We start from the raw sequence: 25,005 nt of genomic DNA on the forward strand, positions 1-25,005 counted from the left end.
CTGCCCCCACGCCCCCGGCATTGTTATCGTGGTCGGCGCAGAGAAAAAAGCGCGGTTCTTCAAAATAATGCGGAAGTCATTTCCGTCTCGCGGCCAGCAGCGAAAGCGGCACCGCGTCGGCCATTGCCTGATAGCCGGCAATCGAGGGATGAATGCCGTCGCCCGAGTCCAGATCGGGACGCAAGCGGGTCGGGTTGGCCGGATCGCGCATCGCGGCGTCGAAATCGACTACCGCATCGAAATTGCCGGGCGCGCGGATCCACGCATTGACTGCGGCCCGATCGGCTTCGTTGGCGGCATCGGGATGATAATAGGCGAAGGCCCCGTCGGGCATGATCGTACCGCCGATCACCTTGATGCCATGCGCGCGGGCGCGCGTGACGATCTGGTGAAACACGCCGATGACTTCGCGAACCAGCGCGGCGTGCTGCTCGGGCGTTGCGGGTGCGTCGCGGGTAAGCGTGCCGAGATCGTTGATCCCCTCGATCACCAGCAAATGGGTGACCCCTGGCGGCGTAAGCACCTCGCGTTCGAAACGGGCGAGCGCATTGGGACCGGTGCCGTCGAGGCGGAGGCGATTGCCGCCGATGCCAGCATTGAGCACCGCAAGATCGCGCGTCGACGGATTGGCGCGAAGCCGCACCGCGAGCCGATCGGGCCAGCGGGCATTGGTGTTGGGCTGGACGCCGTAGCCGTCGGTGATCGAATCGCCCAGGATCACCAGCGCGCCGGCACCCGGCGCATCGACTTCGACGCCGCCGATCACATACCAGCGAGTGGAGGTCTTCGCGCCGGTTAGCGTTTCGGCCATGACTTGCTGGCCATGGGCAAAGTGGCTGTGGGCGCGCGCGCCGGGATGGCCGGTCTGGCGATCGGGCGGGCTCGGCAGATGAAGCGTAAGTGCCAGATCGGCACCCGCTGCGACGATCATCTCGACAGGGTCGGAGAAATAGTCGGCGCCGGCGGGAATCGTGACGTTGATGGCGCCGCCGAAGGTCAGTTGCTTGCGCGTGGCGGGAACGATGCGCGACGACCTATTGTCGGCCGAAAGCGCGACGCTGGCCGCGGAAACGACAAGCGGCGCGGTGCCGAACGCATTCGACAGCCGGACGCGCAGCCGCCTGCCGCCGATCGAGATGCGGACGATCTGGCGCAGCGTAGCGTCGGTCAGATCCTCGGCGGGCGCGATATTCTCGTTGGTGGGCACCATCTGCGAGGTCGCCCAACTCGCCACCCAATACGGCTTGTCTTGTGCGACCGCCGTGCCGCTCAGGCACACCGCCGCCAGCAGGCCGATCAGCCTGCACATCTTCCGCATTCGCATCCTCCGCCGCTCGATAGCGATACCATAAGCGCGGCACCCGGCGTGGCAATGGCCGGAGCGGCCGGGGTTTAGAACCCCAGCCGCCCCGTCGCACCGGGCTTGGCCTCGACCTCGGCGCGCAGCCGGGCGAGGATGAAACCGCTATCCCCGCCGGTGAAGCGGAGCTGGCGCTGCACCACTGCGAAGTCGCCCGGGGTGAGGTTGGCGATCTCCGCCAGCACGGCGGGCGCCGGACTGCCGAAGAAGCGCTCCCACGCCGCCGCGGCACGCGCCGGACCCAGCGGGCCGAGCTCGAGCTTGAACACGAAGCGCCGGAGCGCCGCGGGATCGAGCCGCTCGACATGGTTGGTCGCCGCGACGAAGGGCAAAGGATGGCGATCGAGCCAACTCAGCAGCTCGTTCACTTGCCCGACCTGCCAGGTCTGCGTCGCGGTACCGCGATCGAAGAGGAGCGAATCCACTTCGTCGAACAGCAGCACCGCCCCGCGCCTTTCGGCTTCGCGAAACGCCTCGGCGATCTGCTGCTCGGTCTCGCCCACCCATTTCGACAGGAGGTCCGAGGCACGCTTGACCAGCAACGGCCGGTCGAGCGCCCGCGCGAGATGGTGCGCTAAGCCCGTCTTGCCTGTGCCCGGCGGACCGGTGAGCAACAGCGAGATGTCCGCCGGCGCACCCGGCGTGGCGATGCCGGCGAACAGCGCCGTGAGGTCGCGATCCGCCTCGAACAGCGTCAGATCGACTTCGCCATCCACCACCGGCACCGGCGCGCCCCGCCGCAGCGCGAGGACAAGCGCCTCCGCCGCGCGCCCGATATCCCCGGGCTCGCCCGCGATCTGCCCCGCCCGCGCCGCGACGCGCAGCACCGACGCAGCTTCGGGAGCGGCGCCGACGAGTGTGCGCACCGCTTCGGGGAAAGCGACGCCCTCCTCGCGGCCGATACGGTCGAGCATGCCCAGCCCTGCCGCATGCGTCGGCGTGCCGAGATGCAGGACATAGCTCATCCGCCGGACGATCGCCGGATCGAGGTTGCCCATCGCGTTGGTCGTCCAGAGCACCGGGACCGGATTGGTTTCAACCAGCCGGTTGACCCAGAGCTTCGATCCCTGCCGCCCGCGCATCCAGTCGCCCTGCGCGGGCTGCGCATCGCCGACCAGATCCTCCATCTCGTCGAACAGCAGCGCCGCGCCGCCGCGCTCCGCGAGCATACGATGCGCAAGGTTGAGCGCATTGACCCGGTCCCAGCGGGTCGGCTCATCGCCGTGCTCATCGGCTTCGCCGACGCTGTAGAGCGGAACGGCCGCCGCCGCGGCGAGCGTCCGCGCGAGCTCGGTCTTGCCCGTGCCCGGCGGCCCGTGGATCAGCACGTTGACTCCGACCGCGCGTTCGCGGACCGCGCCGGCGAGCAGTCGGACGAGGAAGCCGGTATCGGCTTCGCGCCCAAGGAAGTCGCCGGGCACGAGCCGCGCCTGCTGGCGGGGACCGACCGCAATCTCGAGCAGCCCCTCTGCATCGGCCACGGGCCGCTCGATCAGCCGATCGACTGTCCAGCCGATATCGAGTTCCACCCCGCCACCGCGCCGCGTGAAGAGCTTGACCAGCCCCAGCCGCAATGGCTGCGACCGGCGCAGCGCGTGCGGCTCCAGCCCCGCCAGTTCGGCGAGCATCTTCGACAGGTCATACTCCTGCTCGGCGAGGACGAGGCCCAGCGCGCGGGCGCGCGGGCAGCGCTCGATCGCGACGGCCGCGACGAGCACGACCGTGTCCGCCGCGTCGAAACGCAGCGCTTCGGCCAGCCGCGCCGCAACTTCGACGGGACGCGCGGGATCGCCCGGCGCCGCGTTCGGCGCGAGTGAAGTGCGCAAGTCGCGCCAGCCGAGCTTCGTCTTTTCGACGCGCTCGCCCAGCAGCCAGCGCGCATGCGGACGCGCCCAGCCGAGCACCGCCTTGCCCAGCGGTGAGGTGCCGGCAACGTCCCGGCAGATCCGAAGCAGCATGCCCCGGACGATTTCATGTTCGTGCATCATAACCCGATCCCGGCCCGGCGAGACGGCGCGCGGACGCGCGGCCTCGCTCGGGGCGTTTCAATCAATTGTGGGATTTCCGCGGGGGAGCCTCTGCCCTCCCCGCGACGCCTGGGTCAGGCGTTTACGGGAGAGTGCGGACGCTTCCCGGGGTGATCCCCGCAAGGAAATGGAAGTCCAGCAATTCTCTTCTCCAAAAGCCCCGGCGCGCAGCCGCGGGCAGCGCGCCTTTAGCCTGATCGTTCCGGATGCGCAAGATCAGCCCTGACGGCTCTTCATCAGCGGCTGGATGCGCGTGCCGAAATTCTCGACGCCTTCGAGAAAGTCGTCGAAGGTCAGGAGCACGCCACCGGTGTTGGGTACTTCGGCCATCTCATCGAGCATCCGCGCGACGCTCTCATAGCTGCCGACCAACGTGCCCATGTTAATGTTGACTGCGCCTTCGGGGGCGGCGAGCTGGCGGACATTGGTGGTGGCGTTGTGCTTGTCCGCCGCGCCCTGGTCCTTGAGCCAGGCAATGGCGTCGATGTCGACACCGGCATTGTACGACTTCCACTTGGCCATCGCTTCCTCGTCGGTCTCGGCAGCGATGATCATGACGAGGACGAAGACCGACACCTCCCGGCCGGTCTTTGCGGTGGCGGCGGCAAGGCGCTCGTTGTTGAAGGCAAATGCCGTCGGCGTGTTGACACCCTTGCCGAGGCAGAAGGCATAGTCTGCCCACTTTGCCGAGAAGGCCAGGCCTTCGTCCGAGCTTCCTGCGCAAATGATCTTCATGTCGCCTTCGGGCTTCGGACGGACGAGGCAATCGTCCATCTGGTAATATTCGCCCTTGAGGTCGCTGCGGCCGGTCTCCCAGAGTTCGCGCAGGATCTGCGCATACTCGTCGAGCATCTTGTATCGATTGCGGAAATGCTCGTCGCCGGGCCACAGCCCCATCTGGCTGTACTCGGGGCGCTGCCAGCCGGTAATCAGGTTTAGCCCGAAGCGGCCATGGCTGATGCTGTCGATCGTGTTGCACATCCGGGCGGCGAAGGCGGGCGGGATCACCAGGGTCGGGCAGGTCGCGTAGATCTTGATCTTTTCGGTAACCGCGGCAAGCCCGGCCATGAGCGTAAAGCTCTCCAGCCCATATTCCCAGAACTCGGTCTTGCCGCCAAAGCCGCGCAGCTTGATCATCGAGAGCAGGAAATCGAGGCCATGATCCTCGGCCTTGAGCGCGATTGCCTTGTTGAGATCGAAGCTCGGCATGTATTGCGGGGCGTTCTCGCTGATCAGCCAGCCATTATTGTTGATGGGCACGAAGACGCCGACTTGCATGACTAATCCCCCAGAAAATCGAGCACGAGGCGGTTGAAGGCTTCGGGATCGGTCACGTTGCAGGCATGACCGCCCCAATCCATCGTCGCCAGTCTGGCACCCGCGATGCCCTCCACCAGCCGCTTCGAGCAGTTGCTGGGCACGAGCATGTCATCCTCGGCAGCGAGCGCAAGCGTGGGCGCGGTTATTTCGCCCAGCCGCGCGTCGACATCGAAGGCGGCGAGCGCGGCGATGCGCTTCTCATAGGCCTCGGCGCCGGCGAAATGGGCGAGATGGGCCTCGTCCTCAGCGGCAAGCCGGGCGACACGTTCGGACATCCAGTTTGCCGGATAGAGGAAGAGCGGCTGGGCGCGCAGATAGGCGCGCGGGCCGCTGTTGCGGAGCAGCGCCAGCCGGGTCTCGAAGCAGCGGAGGAAATGCGGGTCGGGCGCGGACCAGCCGTTGACCAGCACGAGGCGCTCGATGCGGTCGGGCGCCGCGAGCGCCGCCGCCAGCCCGGCCACCGCGCCGGCGGCGTGGCCGAGGATGCTCGCGCGCTCAAGCCCGAGCCCCGCGATCAGCGCAAGGATGTCGTCGCCCAGTTGCTCGACGGTCACGGTCTCGGGAAGCGCGCGATCGCTGCGTCCGGTGCCGCGATGATCGTAGAGGATGACGCGGTGGCGCTCGGCGAGCGCGGGCAGGTTCGGCAGCCAGTAATTGCCCGACCCGCCCAGCCCCGCCGACAGGATCAGCGGCGGGCCGCTGCCATGTTCTTCCCAGTAGAGCCCGTCGATCAACCGATGTGCGCCACACTGGCGATCTCGACGAGGCAGTCGGGCTTCACCAGATCGCATTTGATGCAGTAGCGCGCGGGCTTGGCGCCGGGGAAATACTCGGCATAGACTGCGTTGAACGCAGCGTAGTCGGCGAGGTCCTTGAGGAAGATGTGGTTCATCGCCACGTCCTCCAGGGTCGCGCCGCCGGCTTCCAGCGTGATCTTGATGACGTCCAGCACATGCCGGGTCTGCGCCGCGGCGTCGCCCGGGTGGAGCACGACACCCCCCTCGCCCAGCGCCAGCACTCCTGAGACGTAGACGGTGTTGCCTGCCTTGGCGCCCGCTGAATAGGGCGCGATCGGCGTGGGAAATTGCGGCGGGTTGATCGGTTCGAAGGGCATTCCTTACTCCTTGGGGATCTGGCCGAAGCTGCCGCAGAAATCGGCAGTGGTGCTTACCCAGCCGAAGAATTTCTCGACATTGTAGACCGTCGCTTCCTGCATCATCGGCGGGCCGAGATGGTGGGTCGCATCCTCCAGCATCACCCCGAAATATTCGAGGTGGAAGCCGTCGCGCAGCGTGCTCTCGACGCAGACATTGGTGGCGATGCCGACAAAGACGATCGTCCTGATCCCGCGCGAGCGCAGCACGCTGTCGAGCTGCGAATTGAAGAAGGCCGAGTAGCGCGTCTTGCCGATGACGATGTCGCCCTGCCGGGGCTTGAGACCCTCGACCAGATCATAGTCCCAGCCGCCGCGGGCCAGCAGCTGCCCTGCCAGCTCGGGCCGGTTGCGCATCGTCTTGAGCGCGTTGGACTTGTGCCAGTTGGGCGAGCCGGGACCGCCCGCCTCGACATAGTCGGGATCCCAGCCATTCTGGAGATAGACCACCTGCACGCCCGCGCCGCGCGCGACTTCGAGCACCTTGGCGATCCGGCCGATCGTCCCCGCCGCGCCTGAAATGTCGAACCCCGCCTGATCGACATAGCCGCCGGGCGAGGCATAGGCGTTCTGCATGTCGATCACGACCACCGCGGTCTCGGACGGCACCACCCGAATCGGCTCGGGCCGCGCGGGCAGCGTCACTGCCGCCGCATTCGCCGCCGCCGTTCCCACCGTCACGCCACTTGCCTGATCCATCGCGCGCCTCGTTTTGCGGCTGCGAAGGTGAACCAAGGGCGGCGGGCAGGCAAGTGTCCTGCTGCCGTTGCCCCGGGGCAGTCGAACGCATAAGCGTCGCCGTCCCTTCAAGGAATTTCGATGCGCGTCTTCCTGCTTGCGCTCTGCGCCTTTGTCCTGCCCGCTTCCGCCCTCGCCCAGTCCGTTTCCCCGCTGCCCACCGGCAAGCTGCCCGACACCGTCAAGCCGATCGCCTATCGGCTCGACATGACGATCGTGCCCGAGCGCGAACGCTTCACCGGCCATGCGGAGATCGATGTCGAGCTCAAGCAGGCAGCGGCCTCGATCTTCCTGCACGGCCGCGACCTCAACGTCAGCAAGGCGGTGGTCAAGATCGGCAAGCGCGAGACGCCGGTGACTTTCACCCAGAAGACGCCGCTGGGGCTGGCGCAGCTCGATTTCGGGCGGACGCTCCAGCCGGGCAAGCTGACGCTCAAGTTCGACTATGATGCCGCGTTCGGCGACGGGCCGTCGGGCATCTACCGGATCAAGGTGGAGGAGGACTGGTATAGCTGGTCGCAATTCCAGTCGATCGACGCGCGCGCCGCCTTTCCTTCGTTCGACGAGCCCGGATACAAGACGCCGTTCACCGTCACCGTGACGACCAAGCCGGGCTTCGTCGCAGTGAGCAATGCCGCCGAACAGGGCGTGCCGCTGCGCGCGGGCAAGCTGGTCAAGCACCGCTTCGCCGCGACCGAACCGCTACCGACCTACCTCGTCGCCTTCGTCACCGGGCCGTTCGTTACCCTCGAAGGCAATGTCCCCGCGACGGCGCAGCGCCCGCGTCCGCTGCCGCTCCGCATCGTCGGGACCAAGCCTTATGCGGGCCAGATGGCCTATGCGCTGGAGGGATCGAAGAAGATCGTCGCGCTGCTCGAAAGCTATTTCAACCAGCCCTTCCCCTACCCCAAGCTCGACCAGATCGGCTCGCCGGTGATGCCCGGCGCGATGGAGAATGCCGGGGCGGACATCTATGGCGACGGCATCCTGTTCGTCGACGAGGCCTCGCCGACCGAGGACAAGCAGACCTTCGGCATGGTCGTCGCGCACGAGCTGTCGCATCAATGGTTCGGCGACGTCGTCACCCCGGCCTGGTGGGACGATATCTGGCTCAACGAGAGCTTCGCCAACTGGATGGGCTATCGCATCGGCAACGAGTGGCGGCCCGACCTCAACATCGGCGTATCGGCGATCGACGAAGCGTTCGACGCGATGCAGATCGACGCGCTCGCCGCAGGGCGCCCGATCCACCAGCGGATCGTCAACGACGCCGACATCGACGCCACCTTCGACCAGATCACCTATGGCAAGGGCGGACAGGTCGTCGCGATGATCGCGGCCTATCTGGGCGAAGAGAAGTTCCGCGACGGGGTGCGGCTGCACATGCAGCGCTACCATCACGGCAATGCGAGCACCGACCAGTTCTTCGATTCGCTTGCCAGCGCGGCGCATGATCCGCGCGTGCTGGAGTCGCTGCGCAGCTTCGTCGACCAGCAGGGCATGCCGGTGGTGACGTTGAAGCGTGACGGCAACGGCCTGACCGCCAGCCAGTCGCGCTACGCCAATTTCGGCAGCAACCTGCCGGCGACGCAGTGGATCGTGCCGGTCTGCGTGCGCCGCGCGGCGGTGCGCAGCTGCACGCTGCTCGATAAGCCCAATGGCGCGATCGAGGCCAAGGGCGACGTCGTAGTCGTCCCCAATGCCGGCGGCTGGGGCTATTACCGCTTCGACATGGACCCGGCGGACTGGTCCGCGCTGATCGCGGCGGCGCCGACGCTGCCCGAGGGCGAGGCGCTGGCAGTGACCGACAGCCTGTGGGCGTCCTTCTATGCCGGCAAGGCCAGGTTCCCGCAGCTCGCAGCGCTCGCGCGCTCGATGGCGGGGCATCCCGCTTCGAACGCTGCGCTCGACAATGGCACGCGGCTGCGCAAGCTCCTGCGCAGCGGGCTGATCAGCGATGCGGCACTGCCCGCCTATCGCAAGCTGATCGTCGATCTCTATGCGCCGAAGCTCGCCCAACTCGGATTCGATCCCGCAGTCGGCGCGCATGCATCGGACAGCCCCGACGAGCAGAAACTGCGTGGCGACATGGTCCAGCTCGTCGCCGCCACGGGAAGCGATGCGGCATTGCGCGGCAAGCTGGTGGCGGCGGCAGAAGCGTATCTGGGCGGCGACGCCAAGGCGCTCGACCCGCAATTCGCCCAGATCGCGCTGTCGCTCGCCATCGAGGACAAGGGCGTGCCGATGGCCAAGGCGGTCGCCGAGAAGGGTCTGGGCGGGCATGACGGCGCCTTGGGCCAGGTCGCATTCCCGGCGATCGGCGGCTCGGGCAATGCCGAGGTGGCCCGCTGGTTCTTTAACGACTTAAAGGACCCGCGCCTGCCGCAGGCGCGGCGGCTCTACACCGCCGCAAGCTTCCTCGGCTCGCCGCGGACGCGCGACATCGCTTCGGACTATATGCTGCGCAACTTCGACACCTTCTCCCAGGCCAGCGGCGGCGGCGGCATCTTCTCGGTACGCGCATCCCAGATGTTCAATGTGCTGTGCTCGAACGAGCAAGCAGACGCAGTCGATGCCAAGCTGCGGCCGCAGCTGGTCAACGGCAGCACGCTGGGGCTGGATCGCGCAGTGGAGGCGATTCGCAATTGCGCGCGGTTCAAGGACGCGAAGGCGAACGAAGTGAGCGCAGCGGTAATGGGGAAATAAAAACTCCTTCTCCCCTTGTGGGAGAAGGAAGGGGCCCGCTCGATGAAATCGAGTGGGAAGGATGAGGGGGACGTAACCCGCTACGTCTCCCCCTCACCCTTCCGCCGACTTCGCCGGCTCCCTCCCTCTCCCACAAGGGGAGAGGGTTTTTACGCCGCGGCCAACTTGAAGTCCTTGTATTGCGCACGGATCGCGGTCTTGAGCAGCTTGCCGGTAGCGGTGTGCGGCAGGCTGTCGACGAAGTGGATCTCGTCGGGAAGCCACCATTTGGCGACATGCCGCTCCAAATGGGCTTGGATCGCCTCCGGCGTCACTGCGCTACCCGGACTGCGCACCACGAGCAGGATCGGGCGCTCGTCCCATTTGGGGTGGAACACGCCAATCGCCGCGGCCTCGGCAACACCGGCGCAGCCGACCGCCGCGTTCTCGAGCTCCACCGAGCTGATCCACTCGCCACCCGACTTGATCACGTCCTTGGCGCGATCGGTGATCTGCATCGTGCCGTCGGGGTGGAGGACGGCGACATCGCCGGTGTCGAACCAATTGTCGGGATCGACCGCGAGTTGCTCCTCGCCATAATATTGGCGGATCACCCAGGGGCCGCGGACCTGGAGGCGGCCCGAGCTAACCCCATCGCGCGGCAGGACGGCGCCATCGTCGTCGACGGTGCGCAGCTCGACCCCGAAGGGGACCTTCCCCTGCTTGGAGACCTGATCGACCTGCGCCTCGAAGCTCAACTCGTCCCAATCGGGCGACGGCGCGCCCATCGTGCCGATCGGCGAAGTCTCGGTCATGCCCCAGGCGTGGTTGACGCGGACGCCCATCTTCATCAGTCGCTCGATCATCGCGCGCGGCGCTGCCGAACCGCCGATCGTGACGATCTTCAGATGCTCGGGCGCGGCGCCCGTCGCGTCCATGTGCTGGAACATCGCGAACCAGACGGTTGGCACGCCGGCGCTGTGCGTGACCTTCTCGCGGTTCATCAGCTCGCACAGCACCGCGGGGTCGTTGATTGCGGAGAACACGAACTTCAGCCCCACCGCCGCCGCGGCATAGGGCAGCCCCCAACCGACCGCGTGGAACATCGGCACGATCGGCATCGCCACCGATTGGGTGGACAGGTCGAACTCGGCAGGCTGGAGCTCGGTGATCGCGTGGATCACGGTCGAGCGATGGGTGTAGAGCACGCCCTTGGGATTGCCGGTGGTGCCGCTGGTGTAGCAGAGCATGCACGGATCGCGCTCGTCGCCCTCGACCCAGGTATAGTCGCCGCTCTCCGGGGCGATCAGCGCCTCGAACTCGCCGTCGTCGAAGCAGACATAGCGGCGGATCGTGCTCCAGTGCGGCTTCATCTTCTCGACCACCGGCGCGAACGCCTTGTCGTAGAGCAGCACCTGGTCTTCGGCATGGTTGGCGATGAAGGCGAGCTGGTCCTCGAACAGCCGCGGGTTGATCGTGTGGATCACCCCGCCCATCCCGATCGCGCCATACCAGGCGACGAGATGGCGGCTGTGGTTCATCGCCAGCGTGGCGACGCGGTCGCCGGGCTGGAGGCCGAGCCGTTCGAGCGCCTGCGCCAGCTTCCGGGCATCGCGGGCGATCCCCGCCCAATCGGTGCGCGTTTCGGAGCCATCGGCCCAGCGCGTGACGATCTCGCGCGGTCCATGTTCGCGCGCCGCGTGATCGAGCAGGCGCATCACGCGCAGCTCGAAATCCTGCATTCCACCCAGCATCGCTCTCTCCAGGGCTTATTTTTGAGGAGAGGGTATGCCGGAGGGGTGGAGGTGTCGAGGGGGTGCTCGATGGGCAATGATTCGTTACCCGCGCGTACTGCCGTCACCCCGGCCTTGTGCCGGGGTCCACCGGGAGGCGCGCGAGACCCTGACGCCTCCTGCTACTCGATCGCGGCATGGTGGCCCCCGGCACAAGGCCGGGTGACGGAATAGGATCGACCACGACATTGTCATCCGACTCTCGCCGGCGTGACGAATGTTAGGCTACGCCGCCGCCGCGAGCATCGCCGAGGTGCTGGCGAATTCGGCCGAGCGCATGCCCGGCAGGACCGCGATCTGGGCGAGCAGCTCCTCGTCGATGCGGAAGTTGCGGCCGAGCACGACTTCGGCCTGCCCTTCGTGCCCGAGCGGTGCCCAGAGGCGGACGGTGCAGCGGCCGCCGCGAGCCTCGCCGATCATCTCCACCAGCCGGGGCAAGGCAGCAGCATCGTCGACCACCAGATCGACCAGCAGCCGCGCGACATTGGCGATGCCCTCGAACGGCTGGACGCGCTTGATCGAGACGCGCGGGGTATCCTCGCCGGGGCGCTTGTCGAGCTCGACGGTGAGCAGCGCGCAGCCACCCTCGCGCGCCGCGTCCTCCATGTCCTTGGCGGCGAACTCGTCGAAGCAGCTCGCGAGCACCTGGCCGCTGGTGTCCGAGATCGTCGCCATCATGTAGCGGTTGCCGCGTGCCGAGGTGCGCCAGCGCGCGTCCTCGATCAGCGCGGCGATGGTGGCGCCGACGCGGGCGCCTTCGGGGATCTGGACGTCATTGAGCGTGGCGATGTCGCGCGCGCCCTGGCTGCGGACGAGGTGCGCGTAGCGATCGAGCGGATGCGCCGAGAAATAATAGCCGAACGCGTCCTTCTCGGCAGTGATCTTGTCGGCGAGCGTCCAGACCGCGCTGCGCGGCAGATTGATCGCGCCGCCGCTCGGCTCGGATTCGCCGAACAGGCCGCCCTGCCCGCTCGTCCGGCTCTCATGCGTGCGCTGGGCAACCGCGAGAATCGTCTCGGCGGCGGCATGGACCCCGGCGCGGTTGGGCTCGATCGTGTCGAACGCGCCCGCCGCGGCGAGCGTTTCGAGCTGGCGCTTGTTGAGCAGCCGCGGATCGACGCGCTTGGCGAAATCGTCGAGCGACTGGAAGCGGCCCTTGGCGTCGCGCTCCTCGATCAGCAATTCCATCGCGCGCTCGCCGACGCCCTTGAGCGCGCCGAGTGCGTAGCGCACCGCGAGGCCGTCGCCGTGCTTCTCGACATGGAAATCGGCGAGGCTCGCGTTGATCTCTGGCGGCAGGCACGCGATGTCGAGCCGCCGCATATCGTCGGCGAAGATCGCGAGCTTGTCGGTCTGGTGGATGTCGTACGCCATCGACGCGGCGAAGAATTCGTGCGGATGGTGCGTCTTGAGCCAGGCCGTCTGATAGGCGAGCAGCGCATAGGCGGCGGCGTGCGACTTGTTGAAGCCGTAGCCGGCGAACTTGTCGATCAAGTCGAACAGCTCGTTGGCCTTGGCCGGCTTGATGCCGTGGACCTTGGCGCAGCCTTCGACGAAGATCGCGCGCTGCTGGTCCATCTCCGCCTTGATCTTCTTGCCCATCGCGCGGCGGAGCATGTCGGCGCCGCCCAGGCTGTAGCCTGCGAGGATCTGCGCGGCCTGCATCACCTGCTCCTGATAGACGAAGATCCCGTAGGTCTCCTTCAGGATCGGTTCGAGCGTCTCGTGCGGGTAGACGATCTCCTCGCTACCCTGTTTGCGGCGGCCGAAGCTCGGGATGTTGTCCATCGGGCCTGGGCGATAGAGCGAGACGAGCGCGATGATGTCGCCGAAGTTGGTGGGGCGCACCGCAGTGAGGGTGCGCCGCATGCCTTCAGATTCGAGCTGGAAGACACCGACGGTGTCGCCGCGCTGGAGCAGGTCGTACACTTCGGGATCGTCCCAGGACAGCGTGTCGAGATCGACTTCGAGGCCGCGGTCGCCGAGCAGCTCGACGGCCTTCTTGAGCACCGACAGCGTCTTGAGCCCGAGAAAGTCGAACTTCACCAGCCCGGCGCCCTCGACATATTTCATGTCGAACTGAGTGACGGGCATGTCCGAACGCGGATCGCGATAGAGCGGGACCAGCTCGGCGAGCGGGCGATCGCCGATCACCACGCCGGCGGCATGGGTGGACGAGTGCCGCGGCAGCCCCTCCAGCCGCATCGACAGGTCGATCAGATAGCGGACGTCGCTGTGGTTCTTATACTCGCTGTGGAATTCGCTGACTCCGTCGAGCGTGCGCTTGAGCGTCCAGGGATCGGCGGGAAGATTGGGGATCTGCTTGGCGAGGCGATCGACCTGGCCATAGCTCATCTGGAGCACGCGGCCGACGTCCTTGAGCACCGCGCGCGCCTTCATCGTCCCGAAGGTGATGATCTGCGCCACCGTGTCGCGGCCATATTTCTCCTGGACGTAGCGGATGACTTCGCCACGCCGGGTTTCGCAGAAATCGATGTCGAAATCGGGCATCGACACGCGTTCGGGATTGAGGAAGCGTTCGAACAGCAGCCCGAGCTTCAACGGATCCAGATCGGTGATCGTCAGCACCCAGGCGACCACCGAGCCCGCGCCCGAGCCACGGCCCGGGCCGACCGGGATGTCGTGCGCCTTGGCCCATTTGATGAAGTCCGCGACGATCAGGAAATAGCCGGGGAAACCCATCTGGATGATGACGTCGAGCTCGAATTCGAGGCGATCGACGTACAGCTGGCGCTCTTCGGGTGCTGTGATCCCGGCCTTGGCAAGACGCATGTCCAGGCCTTCATGTGCCTGTTCGCGCAGCATCCTGGCTTCGCCTTCGCGGTCGCCGGCGAGGCTGGGGAGGATCGGCTTGCGCTTGGGCGCGGAATAGGCGCAGCGCTGCGCCACCACCATCGTGTTGGCGATCGCCTCGGGCAAGTCGGCGAACAGCGACTTCATCTCGGTCGCCGGCTTCATCCACGCATCGGGCGACGAACGGGGACGATCGTCGCTCGCGATGTATGACGAGTTCGCAATGCACAGCATCGCGTCATGCGCCTCGTGGAAACTCTCCTCGGCGAAGCAGCACGGATTGGTGCCGACCAGCGGGAGATCGCGGGCATAGGCATAATCGAGCAGCTTGGCCTCGGCGCGGCCCTCGATTTCGTTCAGCCGGCGCGCGATCTCGACATAGAGCCGGTGGGGGAACAGCGCCTCGAGCCGATGGGCATAGGTCTCGGCGGCGCTGTCCTGTCCCTCGGCATAGAGCCGGGCGAGCGCGCCCTCGGCACCCGCGGTGAGGCAGAGCAGCCCATCGGTACGGCCGTCAAGCGCATCGAAATCGACATGCGCGTCCTCCTCGATCGGGCGATCGAGATGCGCCATCGAGACGAGATTGCACAGATTGAGATAGCCCGCCTCGTCCTGCGCATAGAGCGCCAGCCAGTCGATCGCGACCGGCGCGCCCTCGGCCAGCTCGGGGCGCTTGACCGCGAGCAGCGTGCCGACGATCGGCTGGACGCCCGATTTCTTGCACGCATCGGAAAAGGGCATCGCGGCGTAGAGCCCGTTGCGGTCGCTGACCGCCACGGCGGGAAAGCCGAGTTCGCGCGCGCGCTTGGCGATCCCCTTGGGCTCGATCGCGCCTTCGAGCATCGTGTACGAAGAGAAGACCCGGAGCGGTACGAATCCCGAATGCGCCATCGGGGCACCCTAGGCATGCGGGCGCCGCTTTGCCACTGCGCGGGCGGCGCTATCCACAGCTTTCCAAAAACTAACCTGGCATATCCGTAACAACCCCTTGGTGGGAGTCGCTTATGGGAACCGACCGGAATGGCGAATCACCCGCCGGTCGGGAAAAAGACGGTTAACAGCGATCAACTAGTCGATCGCGGCGCACCCGTCCTGGAGCTTGCGCCGTGGTCCGGTAAACCGGAGTATTCCTGCGATGACCATCCTCTGCTCGGTGATGAACCATGTGCCCTCGGCCAAGCGTCACCACAATCAGGGGCTGGAATTCAGCATGTGCCACCGCTGCGGCTGCGACATGATCCGCAGCGAGGAAGGCGATTGGGCGCAGGTGCCGCAGGGCTTCAAGGTAGTCTGGCGCGAGTTCGGCCGCAGCGGCGATGCTTCGGATGTCGCCCAGCGCATGCACCGCCTCGCCCCGCCGCCGCGCCGCCGCGATCCCCGGGGTGCCCGCCCTGCCCCGCGCCGCGACCCGCGCGGACGCCCGCTCACCGGCGCCATCTCGATGGCGTCGATGCTCACCAGGCTGGGCAAGCTGGTCAACGGCGAGGAAGGCGAGACCGCGGGAATCGAAAAGAACGGCCAGTATGTGATCTGCCTGCCCGGGCCGTCGGTCCACTGATCGGCTAGAGCAGCTTCTCGATATCGCCGGCAATGTCCTTCGGCGACGTGGTCGGCGCGTAGCGATCGACCACCTTGCCCGATCGATCGACGAGGAACTTGGTGAAGTTCCACTTGATCGCCTTGGACCCCAGCAGCCCCGGCGCTTCCTTCTTGAGATGCTCGAACAACGGCGCGGCCTCGGCGCCGTTGACGTCGACCTTGGCGTAGACCGGGAAAGTCACGTCATAGGTGAGCGAGCAGAAGTTCGCGATCTCCGCGGCATCGCCCGGTTCCTGCCCGCCGAACTGGTTGCAGGGGAACCCCAGCACCGAGAATCCGCGATCCTTGTATTCGCGCTGGAGCTTCTCGAGCTCGGCATATTGCGGCGTGAACCCGCATTTCGACGCGGTGTTGACGACGAGCAGCACTTCGCCGGCATGATCCGACAGATCGGTATCGCTGCCGTCGGCCTTGCGGACCGGGATTTCGGTGATCGCAGTCATTCGAGCTTCCCCTCGTGCAGCCGCACCACGCGATCCATCCGTTCGGCGAGCCGTTCGTTATGCGTCGCCACCAGCGCCGCCGAGCCCTCGTCGCGGACCAGCCTCAGGAATTCGGCGAAAACCTTGTCCGCCGTAGCCTCGTCGAGATTGCCGGTGGGTTCGTCGGCGAGCACCAGCGCGGGGCGGTTGGCAAGCGCGCGGGCAACCGCGACGCGCTGCTGCTCGCCGCCCGAAAGCTGGTTGGGCCGGTGCGTCAGCCGCTGCGACAGGCCGAGCGCCGTGAGCAATTGCCCCGCGCGGACATCGGCATCGGCGCGGGTGGCGCCGTGGATCATCAGCGGCAGCACGACATTCTCGATCGCGCTGAAATCGGGCAGCAGGTGATGGAACTGGTAGACGAAGCCCAGGCTGTTGCGGCGGACTTCGGTGCGGCCACCCGCGGGAAGCTTGGCGGCTTCCTTGCCGGCGATGCGGATCGAGCCCTCGAACCCGCCCTCGAGCAGACCCACTGCCTGGAGCAGAGTTGACTTGCCCGAACCCGAAGGTCCGAGCAGCGCGACGATCTCGCCCGGCTGGATATCGAGATCGACGCCGCGCAGGACTTCGATCACGGCCTCGCCCTGCTTGAAGCTACGCTTCAGCCCGCGCGTCTGGAGGATAGGCTCATTCATACCGCAGCACCTGGACCGGATCGGTGCTCGCCGCCTTCCACGCAGGATAGAGCGTGGCGAGGAACGCGAACAGCAAGGCCATCAGGCAGATGCCGATCGTCTCGAACGGATCGGTCTTCGCCGGAAGCTCGGTAAGGAAGCGCATCGACGGATCCCAAACCTGCTGGCCGGTGACGAAACCGATCCCCTGGACCACCTGCGCGCGGAAGGTGATGAACAGGAAGCCGAGCACCCCGCCCGCGGCGACTCCGAGCGCGCCGATCGTGGTGCCCACGGTCACGAAAATCCGCATCAGCCCGCCGCGCGTCGCGCCCATCGTCCGCAGCACCGCGATGTCGCGGGTCTTGGAGCGGACCAGCATGATCAGCGACGAGACGATGTTGAACGAAGCCACGACGAGGATGATCGACAGCACGGTGAACGACACGATCCGATCGACCTGCAGCGCCTCGAAAAGCTCGCGGTTCATCTGGCGCCAGTCGACGATCTGGCCGCTCTTGCCGACCTTGTCGACCAAGGGCGCGACGATCCGCTGGACATTGTCGGGATCGTTGGTGCCCATCTCGACCATGCTCACGGCGTCGCCGAGCAGCGTCAGCGTCTGCGCATCCTCGATCGGCATCACGACGAAAATCTTGTCGAAATCATAGACGCCGACTTCGAAGATCGCCTCGACCGTATAGTTCACCGAGCGGTACATCGTGCCCATCGGCGTTGCGTTGCCCGCAGGATTGATGATCGTGATCTTGCTGCCGACCGTGGCGCCGAGCGACTCCGCAAGCCGCGATCCGATCGCGACCTGCTCGCCGCCCGGCACCAGCCGATTGAGCGATCCGATCACTTCCTTGCCCTTGAGCGCGGGGTTGGCGCGGATGTCCTCGACTCGCATGCCGCGGATCTGGGCGAATTCGACGCGGCCGTTGAAGCTGGCGAACAGCGGCTGCTCGATCAGCGGGGTGGCGCTGATCACCCCGGGCGTCGCCTTGGCTTTTGCGACGACGTCGCGCCAGTCGCGCAACTGCCCGGCATAGCCCTGGACGACGGCATGGCCGTTCAGCCCGGTGATCTTGTCGAACAGCTCCGCGCGGAAGCCGTTCATGACGCTCATGACGACGATCAGCGCGGCGACGCCAAGCATCACCGCGACAAGGCTGAACCCGGCGACGACGGCGATGAACGCCTCGCTGCGGCCGGGCAGGAGATAACGGCGAGCGATCATCCGCTCGTAGCGTGAGAGTAGCATGCGGTCGGTGGGACCCTGACGTGAGTGCTTGCCGCCGCTCTAGGCCATGCGGACGCCGGCTGGCAATGCAGGCGCATCATCATAGGTGTGTCCGCTATGTTGCCGATTCAACACAGGGTGCCGCCAATCGGCGGCCGGCCTTTCCAAAGCCGGTGACAAAAGCCGTTCACCGACGTAGCAGACGGCTGTCGAAACGCAGGCAGCAAATGGCCGTGGTTCGGGGAGGGCTCCGCCCCGCTCGTAGGCAAGTACGAGCGTGTGGGCAGAGCCTGACAAAGGGGGCTGACGAGCATTCGTCACGCAGGCGGCCGGGCTGGAAACAGTCCGGCCGTTTGCCGTTTCAGGCCCCTTTTCCCGAAATGCGCCGCGTTTTGAAAGAGGGAGGCGGTGCGGGCTCCGCCTCCCTCCCCTAGCGTCCCCCGGCCATGGCGAGACGCTAGACACGCAGACGATCAGAAGGCCTTGCTGATCGTCAAACCATAGGTCCGCGGGTCGCCCGGGTTGCCGGCCACCAGGCCGGTGTTGCCCGGGGTCGTCGCGAGCAATTCGAAATACTCCTCGTCAAAGGCGTTGCGGACCCAGCCGAAGATGTTGAAGTCGTCGGTGCGGAAGCCGAGGCGGAAGTTCGCCAGCGTGTACCCGCTGATATCGGTGTAGATCGATCGCGAGGCGTTGGACGAGAAGTCGGACCGCGAGCTGGCGTCGCCGGCGAGATAGAATTCGCCGTCCAGCCCGGCCACCTTGGCCGGAGCATTATATTCCGCGCCATAGGAGAAGGCCCAGTTCGAGATGCCGGGCAGCCACTGGCCTGAAATGTCGCAAACCACCGGGCTCAGCTGGCCCGGAACGCCGGGCGTACCGCCTGCGCTGCCGACGGGTGCGGCGCTGCCGCCCGAGCGCTCTGGCGGGCACGGCGCGTTGACGAACTCGACATATTCGTGATCGGTGTAGGCGCCGTTGACATAGGCAGTGAACCGCTCGGTCGGGCGGATCGAAAAGTCGGCCTCCACGCCGCGGACGCGCACTTCGCCGGCATTGGCGAGGTAGCCGCGCAGCGTCGAGGTCGAGCTGTTGTTCACGATCGCCTGATAGTCTTTGATGATCGTCCAATAGCCCGTCACGTTGAGCGTCGCCTTGCGGTCCCAGAACTGCGATTTCACGCCGAGCTCGAAATGGTCGACCTTTTCGGGATCGATCTGGGCCAGGTCGGTCTGGACCACGCCGTTGACCACGGGGACGCCGTTGAGATTCAGGCCGCCTGATTTGAAGGTGTGGGCATAGGTCGCGTAGAGCAGCACGTCGCGTGACGGCTTGTACGACGCAGTCAGATCATAGGTGAGGTTCCAGGCGCGATAGGCTTCGTCGGTGAAGGCCTGGGGCTGGATCGCCTCGCGCTGTGCCGCCTGACGCGCGGTGCCCCCGCTATAGGGCACCAGGACGCCCTGCGCATCGCGGACGATCGAGACATAGCTGCCGACCTTGTCGTCGTAATTGACGCGGATGCCGGGCGAGAGCGTGATCGAGTCGGTGACGTCCCAGTTGAACTTGCCGAAGATCGCGCCGCTGAAATTCTTGAGTCGGATGTCGTTCTCGGCGGTCAGCCCGTCTAGGACGCTCGGATCGTTCGACAGCGCGCTCGACGGATTGAGCAGCCAGCGGCTCGCCGCCGATCCCTGCTGCTGCTGCCCGGTGGTGTGGATCTTCTGGTAGAAACCGAACACGCCGAGGACATAGTCGAAGCCCGTGCCTTCGCCGGCGTAGCGGAATTCCTGAGTGAACTGGTCCTGCCGTGTCGGGTTCTGCGAGAGCGTGGTGATCGGAAGGCCGGTAAAGTCGCGGTCGTTCTTCGGCCCCCAGTCCCAGAAGCGCCAGGCAGTGACCGACGTCAGCGTGCCCGAGCCGAGATTGAGCTCGCCACGCAGGGAGGCGCCGCCGAGCACGTTGAGTGCGTTGAGCTCGGCATCGACGTCAGTCAGCCGATCGAACGGATTAGTGCTCGGCACGGTATAGCCCAGTGCGGCGGTCAGCGCCGGATATTGGCGGTTCGCCGGGCGTTGGGTCGGGCCGTAGCGCACATAGATTTGCGCGCAGCATTCGGGATCCTGGCGGTTATAATCGCCCGACAGCGTCAGGCTCAGGCTGTCGCTTGCATGCCAGAGCAGCGCACCGCGCAGGCCGATATTGTCCTGCTCGTTGATATAGTTGCCGGTTGCGACATTGAAGATCGTGCCGCGGCGGCTGGTCGTCGAGATGCCGAGGCGGACCGCGACGGTATCGGCCAGCGGGCCGGAGATCGAAGCCTTGGCCTGCTTGAACGCAAGATTGCCCGCGGTCACTTCGGCGCGCCCTTCGAAATCGAAGCTTGGCGCCTTGCTGGTGATGCTGATCGCGCCGGCAACGGTGTTCTTGCCGTAGAGCGTGCCCTGCGGACCGCGCAGCGTCTCGACCTGCTGGACGTCGAGGAAATCGAGCGTGGCGACTGCGACGCGGCTGAAATAGACCTGGTCGATATAGACGCCGACGCCCTGATCGATGCCGTCATTGGTGAGGCCCAGCGGCGCGCCGAGCCCGCGGATGTTTACCGAGGAGTTGCGCGGGTTCGACGAATAGAATTGCAGCGTCGGCTGGAGTTGCTGGAGGCGCTGGACGTTGAAGCTGCCGGTATTGTCGAGCTCCTTCACGCCGACCACCGAGATCGGGATCGGCACGTCCTGCACCTGTTCCGCGCGGCGGCGGGCAGTGACGACGATGTCGGCGGCCGCAGAGCTGCGCTGCACGTCTTCGGGGGTACGGTCCTGTTCGCCGGGGGTGGTTCGCGGCGCGCTCTCCGGCGCGGTCACGGTCGGCACTTCCTGCGCAACCGCAAGCGGCGAGGTTCCGGCCAGTAAAAGCAGCGATAGCGAAGAAAGGCTCATCAACATCCCCCTGTTTTGTTGATGCCAATCTCCATCATATCAGTAGGCATTAGCCAGCAAGCGAATCTTTGGATAGCCGAAGCTGGGTTTCTCCGACGCACCCACGGAGCGCTTCGCCGCACTTGAAACGGCGAACTGCGAAACCACATTCCGGAATGTCACGGTGCCAGATGGGCCGCGACAAGCAGCGCCGCGGATTTCCGGGCGCAGCACCAAGAGACGTTCAACTTGCTCACAAGAGGATTTGTAATGCGTCAGTTCGACTTTACTCCGTTCCGCCGCTCCACCGTCGGTTTTGACCGGCTGTTCGACTTGCTGGAAACCAGCGCTCGTCAGGCCAGCAGCGAGAATTACCCTCCCTTCAACCTCGAGCGCATCGCCGAGGACCGCTATCGCATCACGCTTGCCGTCGCCGGGTTCAAGGCCGATGAAGTCGAAGTGACCGCGCAGCAAAACCTGCTGCTCGTGCAGGGCAAGAAGGCGAGCGAGAACGAGAACAACCAGGGCGCGTTCCTGCATCTCGGCATCGCCAGCCGCAGCTTCGAGCGCCGCTTCGAACTCGCCGACTTCGTTCTCGTCGAGAGCGCGGATCTCGCCGACGGCCTGCTCGTCATCGAGTTGGTCCGCGAAGTGCCCGAGGCGATGAAGCCCAAGAAGATCGCCGTCAACGCCGGCGGCCAGCCCACTCCGATCGCGCATCGCGACGCGGCGTAACCGCTCCCAGGGCTAGCGGCGCTTTCCTCCTTTGGCGCCGCAGCAGAGGCGCTCGGGCACTGCCCGGGCGCCTTTTGTTTTTGGGGTCTGAAATCCTCCGCTGGGAACCGGGGGAGGATATTTAGTTCGGCTTGATCCACGGATTGGGGCTGATCTGCCAGGGCTTGACGTTTCCCGTGGGCTTTGGCGCGCCGTCGAGCCGCACCGCGCGGACGATCTTCACCGGCTCGGGCTGGATCATCTGGCCGCGCATCGGGCCCCTGCCCCCGCCGGTCGGGCTGGCCAGGATCTTGCGCACCACGTCCATGCCCTCGACCACGCGGCCGAACGCCGCATAGCCGTTGCGCGTGGTGCCGCGCGCGTCGAGCGACGGATTGTCGCCGACCATGATCGAGAAATTGCCCGTCGCCCCGTCGATATTGGCGCCATGCGCCATCGAGACGGTGCCGTCGGTGTGGCGGATGCCGGTCTGGTTGGTCGGCTCCAGCGGCGGCGACGGCAGCACGCGCCTCGCGTCGCTGGCGATCCCGCCCTGCACGAAGCCGAACTTCGGGTTCCCGATGCGGCGAGACGCCCGGTAGAAGCCGGTGCCGTCCAGCCGGCCGTCATCGACATAGGCGAGGAAATTCGCCGTCGTCTTGGGCGCGCGGCGGGCGTCGAGCGCGAGGACGATGTTGCCCGCGCTGGTCTCGATCCGCACCCGAACCATGCCGGGGACCGGCTTGCTCTGCGCGGCGGCATCGACGGTGGAGACCAGGAAGAACGCGAGCAACGCGACGAGGATACGCATGGGCGGTGTCGCTAATCGAAGCAATCGCGCGCGGGAAGGCCTTTCGGCCTCAGAGGAAACCGACCTGCCGCAGCCACGCCTCGCAAAGCCGCGGCCAGAGCGACACCGGCAGGTCCGGCGTGTCGAGCGCGAAACCGTGCGGCGCGTCGGTGAAGACGTGCAATTCGGCGCTGGCACCCGCCGCACCGAACGCCGCATGCAGACGCCGGGCATTCTCGACGGGAACGACCGCGTCGTTGCCGGCATAGATGATGAAGGTGGGCGGCGGCCCCGCGATCAGTTGCGCATCGGGCTGGAGGCGATCGTACATCGCCTGCTTCTCGATCGGCGGCAGCGACGGCTTGTCGGCGACGATCGTCCGCCCCCTGGCGTTGGTGGAGATCGGCGCATACCCGACCACCAGCACGTCGGGCCGTGTCGCCTGCCCGGCATGGCGCGACGCCGGCGGTGTCCATTCCGCCGGATATTCGGCAGCGAGGCACGCGGCGAGATGCCCGCCCGAGGACAGTCCGACGACGCCGAGCCCGGATCCTGCGCGGCCGCTGGCGCGGATAACCCGCATCGCTTCCGTCGCATCGTCGAGCGGCGCGGCCACGCCGTGCTCGGCATTGGGAAAGCGGTGGATCAGAACGAAGGCATGATAGCCGAGGCCGCTAAGCCATTGCGCGACCTGCACGCCCTCGCGCCCGGCCATGAGCTGGGTGTAACCGCCTCCGCCGAGCACCAGCATCGCCCGACCGTTGGGCCGCGTGGGCGCGTAGCCGAGGAGAACGGGCCGCGCGACTGTGGTGACGACGGCGGCTTCCGGCGTGGCGGCGGGGTCGGCGAGCGCGAATGCGCCTTCGATCGGTGCATCGTCCCAGAGCGGCCAGACGGTGTCGGCGGAGAGCATCGCGCGTATTCTTTCCTTCGTCACCCCGGCCCTGTTCCCCGGCGAAAGAAGGGGCCCAGTTTAGATGAGTTTAGCGAGCGACAACCGCCCTCTCGACAATTGGCAACTGGGCCCGGACTTCGCCGGGGGAGAGATCAGACCAGCCGGCTCTGCTTCACCGCCGCCTCGATAAAGCTCGCAAATAGCGGGTGCGGATCGAACGGCTTGGACTTGAGCTCGGGATGGAACTGCACGCCAACGAACCACGGATGATCCGGCCGCTCGACGATCTCGGGCAGCGAACCGTCGGGCGACATGCCCGAGAACACCAGCCCGTTCTGCTCGAGCAGCGGCTTGTAATGCGTGTTGACTTCGTAGCGGTGACGGTGCCGCTCGCTGATCTCATCCGAACCGTAGATCGACGCGACTACCGAATTGCCGCCAAGCTTGGCCGGATAGGCGCCAAGCCGCATCGTGCCGCCCAAATCGCCGCCTTCCTCGCGCTTCTGAATGCCTTCCGCGGTCATCCATTCGGTGATCATGCCGACCACCGGCTCCTCGGTAGGGCCGAATTCGGTCGTGGAAGCGGTGTCCAGCCCCTGGTCGCGCGCCGCATCGACGCACGCCATCTGCATGCCGAGACAGATGCCGAAGAACGGCACGCCGCGCTCGCGCGCGAAGCGGACGCCGGCGATCTTGCCTTCGCTGCCCCGCTCGCCGAACCCGCCGGGGACGAGGATGCCGTCCATCGGCTCGAGCTTGGCGGCGACTTCCTCGTCGTCGCGCTCGAACAATTCGGCGTCGAGCCAGCGGATGTTGACCTTGACCTGGTTGGCGATGCCGCCGTGCACCAGCGCTTCGTGGAGCGACTTATAGGCGTCGGGAACGCCCATATATTTGCCGACCACGCCGATCGTGACTTCGCCCTCGGGATTGTCGAGGCGGCGCATGATGTTTTCCCAGCGATCGAGCGGCGGCGGCGCGCCTGCATCGATGCCGAACGCGCGGAGCACTTCGACGTCCAGACCTTCGCGGTGATACTGCATCGGCACCGCATAGATGCTCTTGGCATCCAGCGCAGGAATGACCGCGGAGGTGGGCACGTTGCAGAACTGGGCGATCTTGGCACGTTCGCCGGCAGGAAGCTCGCGCTCCGAGCGGCAGACCAGAACGTCGGGCTGCACGCCCAATGCCGCAAGCTCGCGCACGCTGTGCTGGGTCGGCTTGGTCTTCAGCTCGCCGGCGGCGGAAATATACGGCACCAGCGTGACGTGGATGCTCACGGTCTGGCCACGGCCGAGATCGTTGCGGAGCTGACGAATCGCTTCGATGAACGGCAGCGACTCGATATCGCCGACGGTGCCGCCGATCTCGCACAGCACGAAATCGAGGTCGTCGGTCTGGTCCTGCGCAAACGCCTTGATCGCATCGGTGACGTGCGGGATCACCTGCACCGTCGCGCCGAGATAGTCGCCGCGGCGCTCGCGCTCGATGATCGTCTTGTAGATCCGGCCCGAGGTGATGTTGTCAGACTGGCGCGACGCGACTCCGGTGAAGCGCTCGTAATGGCCCAGATCGAGATCGGTTTCTGCCCCGTCGTCGGTGACGTACACCTCACCATGCTGGTGCGGCGACATCGTGCCGGGATCGACGTTGAGATAGGGATCGAACTTGCGGATGCGGACCCGATAGCCTCGGGCCTGGAGCAAAGCCGCGAGGCTCGCCGCCATCAGACCCTTGCCAAGCGAGGAGACCACGCCGCCGGTGATGAATATATACCGCGCCATGGGAGAAAACGCCTAACGTCATTGGCCGCACGCCGACAAGCGCGCGACTCACTTATTTTTTCGATTGCCTCCGTCGCCGGAG

18 protein-coding genes are annotated in these 25,005 nt (G+C 66.2%); 3 read left to right on the forward strand and 15 right to left on the reverse strand.

What is annotated here, in order from left to right; translation table 11 throughout:
- Window positions 1-76 precede the first annotated feature (76 nt).
- The 6 genes from BXU08_RS05905 to rutB form a co-directional block, all read right to left on the reverse strand.
- The gene (locus BXU08_RS05905; RefSeq protein ID WP_077509219.1) at window positions 77-1,318 is read right to left on the reverse strand and encodes an SGNH/GDSL hydrolase family protein; all 1,242 of its coding nucleotides are present in this window, start codon (window positions 1,316-1,318) and stop codon (window positions 77-79) included.
- A gap of 74 nt (window positions 1,319-1,392) precedes the next feature.
- Entirely contained in the window at window positions 1,393-3,348 is a 1,956-nt protein-coding gene (locus BXU08_RS05910; RefSeq protein ID WP_253190519.1) for an AAA family ATPase, read from the reverse strand.
- Between the two features lie 255 nt (window positions 3,349-3,603).
- Window positions 3,604-4,665, reverse strand: coding sequence for a pyrimidine utilization protein A (gene rutA, locus BXU08_RS05915; protein WP_077509220.1), 1,062 nt, complete (start codon window positions 4,663-4,665; stop codon window positions 3,604-3,606).
- 2 nt (window positions 4,666-4,667) lie between these two features.
- On the reverse strand, window positions 4,668-5,441 hold the full coding sequence (gene rutD, locus BXU08_RS05920; protein ID WP_253190520.1) for a pyrimidine utilization protein D: 774 nt from the start codon (window positions 5,439-5,441) through the stop codon (window positions 4,668-4,670).
- Window positions 5,438-5,821, reverse strand: a complete 384-nt coding sequence (gene rutC, locus BXU08_RS05925; protein WP_077509222.1) for a pyrimidine utilization protein C — start codon at window positions 5,819-5,821, stop codon at window positions 5,438-5,440. Before rutC ends, rutD begins: the two co-directional genes overlap by 4 nt.
- 3 nt (window positions 5,822-5,824) lie before the next feature.
- Window positions 5,825-6,559, reverse strand: coding sequence for a pyrimidine utilization protein B (rutB, locus tag BXU08_RS05930; protein WP_077509223.1), 735 nt, complete (start codon window positions 6,557-6,559; stop codon window positions 5,825-5,827).
- Window positions 6,560-6,679: 120 nt separating this feature from the next.
- Here rutB and BXU08_RS05935 point away from each other — a divergent pair, with 120 nt between their 5' ends.
- Window positions 6,680-9,304 carry a M1 family metallopeptidase gene (locus BXU08_RS05935; RefSeq protein ID WP_077509224.1) on the forward strand — a complete coding sequence of 875 codons (2,625 nt, stop codon included), beginning with the start codon at window positions 6,680-6,682 and terminating at the stop codon, window positions 9,302-9,304.
- A 149-nt stretch (window positions 9,305-9,453) separates the two neighbouring features.
- Here the strand turns inward: BXU08_RS05935 and BXU08_RS05940 are convergent, their stop codons facing one another.
- Window positions 9,454-11,037, reverse strand: coding sequence for a long-chain fatty acid--CoA ligase (locus BXU08_RS05940; RefSeq protein ID WP_077509225.1), 1,584 nt, complete (start codon window positions 11,035-11,037; stop codon window positions 9,454-9,456).
- A gap of 264 nt (window positions 11,038-11,301) precedes the next feature.
- The gene (gene dnaE / locus BXU08_RS05945; protein ID WP_077509226.1) at window positions 11,302-14,781 is read right to left on the reverse strand and encodes a DNA polymerase III subunit alpha; all 3,480 of its coding nucleotides are present in this window, start codon (window positions 14,779-14,781) and stop codon (window positions 11,302-11,304) included.
- A 244-nt stretch (window positions 14,782-15,025) separates the two neighbouring features.
- Here dnaE and BXU08_RS05950 point away from each other — a divergent pair, with 244 nt between their 5' ends.
- Entirely contained in the window at window positions 15,026-15,448 is a 423-nt protein-coding gene (locus tag BXU08_RS05950; RefSeq protein WP_077509227.1) for a hypothetical protein, read from the forward strand.
- A gap of 4 nt (window positions 15,449-15,452) precedes the next feature.
- Here BXU08_RS05950 and BXU08_RS05955 read toward each other — a convergent pair whose 3' ends face one another.
- The 4 genes from BXU08_RS05955 to BXU08_RS05970 all read right to left on the reverse strand — a co-directional run bounded on the left by BXU08_RS05955 (window position 15,453) and on the right by BXU08_RS05970 (window position 20,761).
- Window positions 15,453-15,932 carry a glutathione peroxidase gene (locus tag BXU08_RS05955; RefSeq protein WP_077509228.1) on the reverse strand — a complete coding sequence of 160 codons (480 nt, stop codon included), beginning with the start codon at window positions 15,930-15,932 and terminating at the stop codon, window positions 15,453-15,455.
- Window positions 15,929-16,603, reverse strand: a complete 675-nt coding sequence (locus BXU08_RS05960) for an ABC transporter ATP-binding protein (RefSeq protein ID WP_077509229.1) — start codon at window positions 16,601-16,603, stop codon at window positions 15,929-15,931. Before BXU08_RS05960 ends, BXU08_RS05955 begins: the two co-directional genes overlap by 4 nt.
- On the reverse strand, window positions 16,596-17,846 hold the full coding sequence (locus tag BXU08_RS05965) for a lipoprotein-releasing ABC transporter permease subunit (RefSeq protein WP_077509230.1): 1,251 nt from the start codon (window positions 17,844-17,846) through the stop codon (window positions 16,596-16,598). The genes BXU08_RS05960 and BXU08_RS05965 overlap by 8 nt, the downstream gene beginning before the upstream one ends.
- Before the next feature lie 452 nt (window positions 17,847-18,298).
- Window positions 18,299-20,761, reverse strand: coding sequence for a TonB-dependent receptor (locus tag BXU08_RS05970; RefSeq protein WP_077512055.1), 2,463 nt, complete (start codon window positions 20,759-20,761; stop codon window positions 18,299-18,301).
- A gap of 249 nt (window positions 20,762-21,010) precedes the next feature.
- On the opposite strand from BXU08_RS05970, the gene BXU08_RS05975 reads away from it, so the two are divergent.
- Window positions 21,011-21,475: an Hsp20 family protein gene (locus tag BXU08_RS05975; protein ID WP_077509231.1), complete on the forward strand. Its 465-nt coding sequence runs from the start codon at window positions 21,011-21,013 to the stop codon at window positions 21,473-21,475.
- A gap of 121 nt (window positions 21,476-21,596) precedes the next feature.
- Here the strand turns inward: BXU08_RS05975 and BXU08_RS05980 are convergent, their stop codons facing one another.
- From BXU08_RS05980 to BXU08_RS05990, 3 genes are all read right to left on the reverse strand, one after another.
- Window positions 21,597-22,265, reverse strand: coding sequence for a peptidylprolyl isomerase (locus BXU08_RS05980; RefSeq protein WP_077509232.1), 669 nt, complete (start codon window positions 22,263-22,265; stop codon window positions 21,597-21,599).
- A gap of 49 nt (window positions 22,266-22,314) precedes the next feature.
- Window positions 22,315-23,157, reverse strand: coding sequence for an alpha/beta hydrolase (locus BXU08_RS05985; RefSeq protein ID WP_077512057.1), 843 nt, complete (start codon window positions 23,155-23,157; stop codon window positions 22,315-22,317).
- Between the two features lie 134 nt (window positions 23,158-23,291).
- Window positions 23,292-24,923 (reverse strand): CTP synthase, encoded by a 1,632-nt coding sequence (locus BXU08_RS05990; RefSeq protein ID WP_077509233.1) that lies wholly within the window; start codon window positions 24,921-24,923, stop codon window positions 23,292-23,294.
- Window positions 24,924-25,005 lie beyond the last annotated feature (82 nt).

The sequence above is a fragment of the Sphingomonas sp. LM7 genome, from assembly GCF_002002925.1.
Taxonomy (GTDB): Bacteria; Pseudomonadota; Alphaproteobacteria; order Sphingomonadales; family Sphingomonadaceae; genus Sphingomonas.

Excerpts from the sequence above, each read along its gene's own strand:
- BXU08_RS05905 (WP_077509219.1), bottom strand. The coding sequence starts at position 1,318 with ATGCGGAAGATGTGCAGGCTGATCGGCCTGCTGGCGGCGGTGTGCCTG.
- BXU08_RS05910 (WP_253190519.1), bottom strand. The coding sequence starts at position 3,348 with ATGATGCACGAACATGAAATCGTCCGGGGCATGCTGCTTCGGATCTGC.
- rutA (WP_077509220.1), bottom strand. The coding sequence starts at position 4,665 with ATGCAAGTCGGCGTCTTCGTGCCCATCAACAATAATGGCTGGCTGATC.
- rutC (WP_077509222.1), bottom strand. The coding sequence starts at position 5,821 with ATGCCCTTCGAACCGATCAACCCGCCGCAATTTCCCACGCCGATCGCG.
- rutB (WP_077509223.1), bottom strand. The coding sequence starts at position 6,559 with ATGGATCAGGCAAGTGGCGTGACGGTGGGAACGGCGGCGGCGAATGCG.
- BXU08_RS05935 (WP_077509224.1), top strand. The coding sequence starts at position 6,680 with ATGCGCGTCTTCCTGCTTGCGCTCTGCGCCTTTGTCCTGCCCGCTTCC.
- BXU08_RS05940 (WP_077509225.1), bottom strand. The coding sequence starts at position 11,037 with ATGCTGGGTGGAATGCAGGATTTCGAGCTGCGCGTGATGCGCCTGCTC.
- dnaE (WP_077509226.1), bottom strand. The coding sequence starts at position 14,781 with ATGGCGCATTCGGGATTCGTACCGCTCCGGGTCTTCTCTTCGTACACG.
- BXU08_RS05950 (WP_077509227.1), top strand. The coding sequence starts at position 15,026 with ATGACCATCCTCTGCTCGGTGATGAACCATGTGCCCTCGGCCAAGCGT.
- BXU08_RS05955 (WP_077509228.1), bottom strand. The coding sequence starts at position 15,932 with ATGACTGCGATCACCGAAATCCCGGTCCGCAAGGCCGACGGCAGCGAT.
- BXU08_RS05960 (WP_077509229.1), bottom strand. The coding sequence starts at position 16,603 with ATGAATGAGCCTATCCTCCAGACGCGCGGGCTGAAGCGTAGCTTCAAG.
- BXU08_RS05965 (WP_077509230.1), bottom strand. The coding sequence starts at position 17,846 with ATGCTACTCTCACGCTACGAGCGGATGATCGCTCGCCGTTATCTCCTG.
- BXU08_RS05970 (WP_077512055.1), bottom strand. The coding sequence starts at position 20,761 with ATGAGCCTTTCTTCGCTATCGCTGCTTTTACTGGCCGGAACCTCGCCG.
- BXU08_RS05975 (WP_077509231.1), top strand. The coding sequence starts at position 21,011 with ATGCGTCAGTTCGACTTTACTCCGTTCCGCCGCTCCACCGTCGGTTTT.
- BXU08_RS05980 (WP_077509232.1), bottom strand. The coding sequence starts at position 22,265 with ATGCGTATCCTCGTCGCGTTGCTCGCGTTCTTCCTGGTCTCCACCGTC.
- BXU08_RS05985 (WP_077512057.1), bottom strand. The coding sequence starts at position 23,157 with ATGCTCTCCGCCGACACCGTCTGGCCGCTCTGGGACGATGCACCGATC.
- BXU08_RS05990 (WP_077509233.1), bottom strand. The coding sequence starts at position 24,923 with ATGGCGCGGTATATATTCATCACCGGCGGCGTGGTCTCCTCGCTTGGC.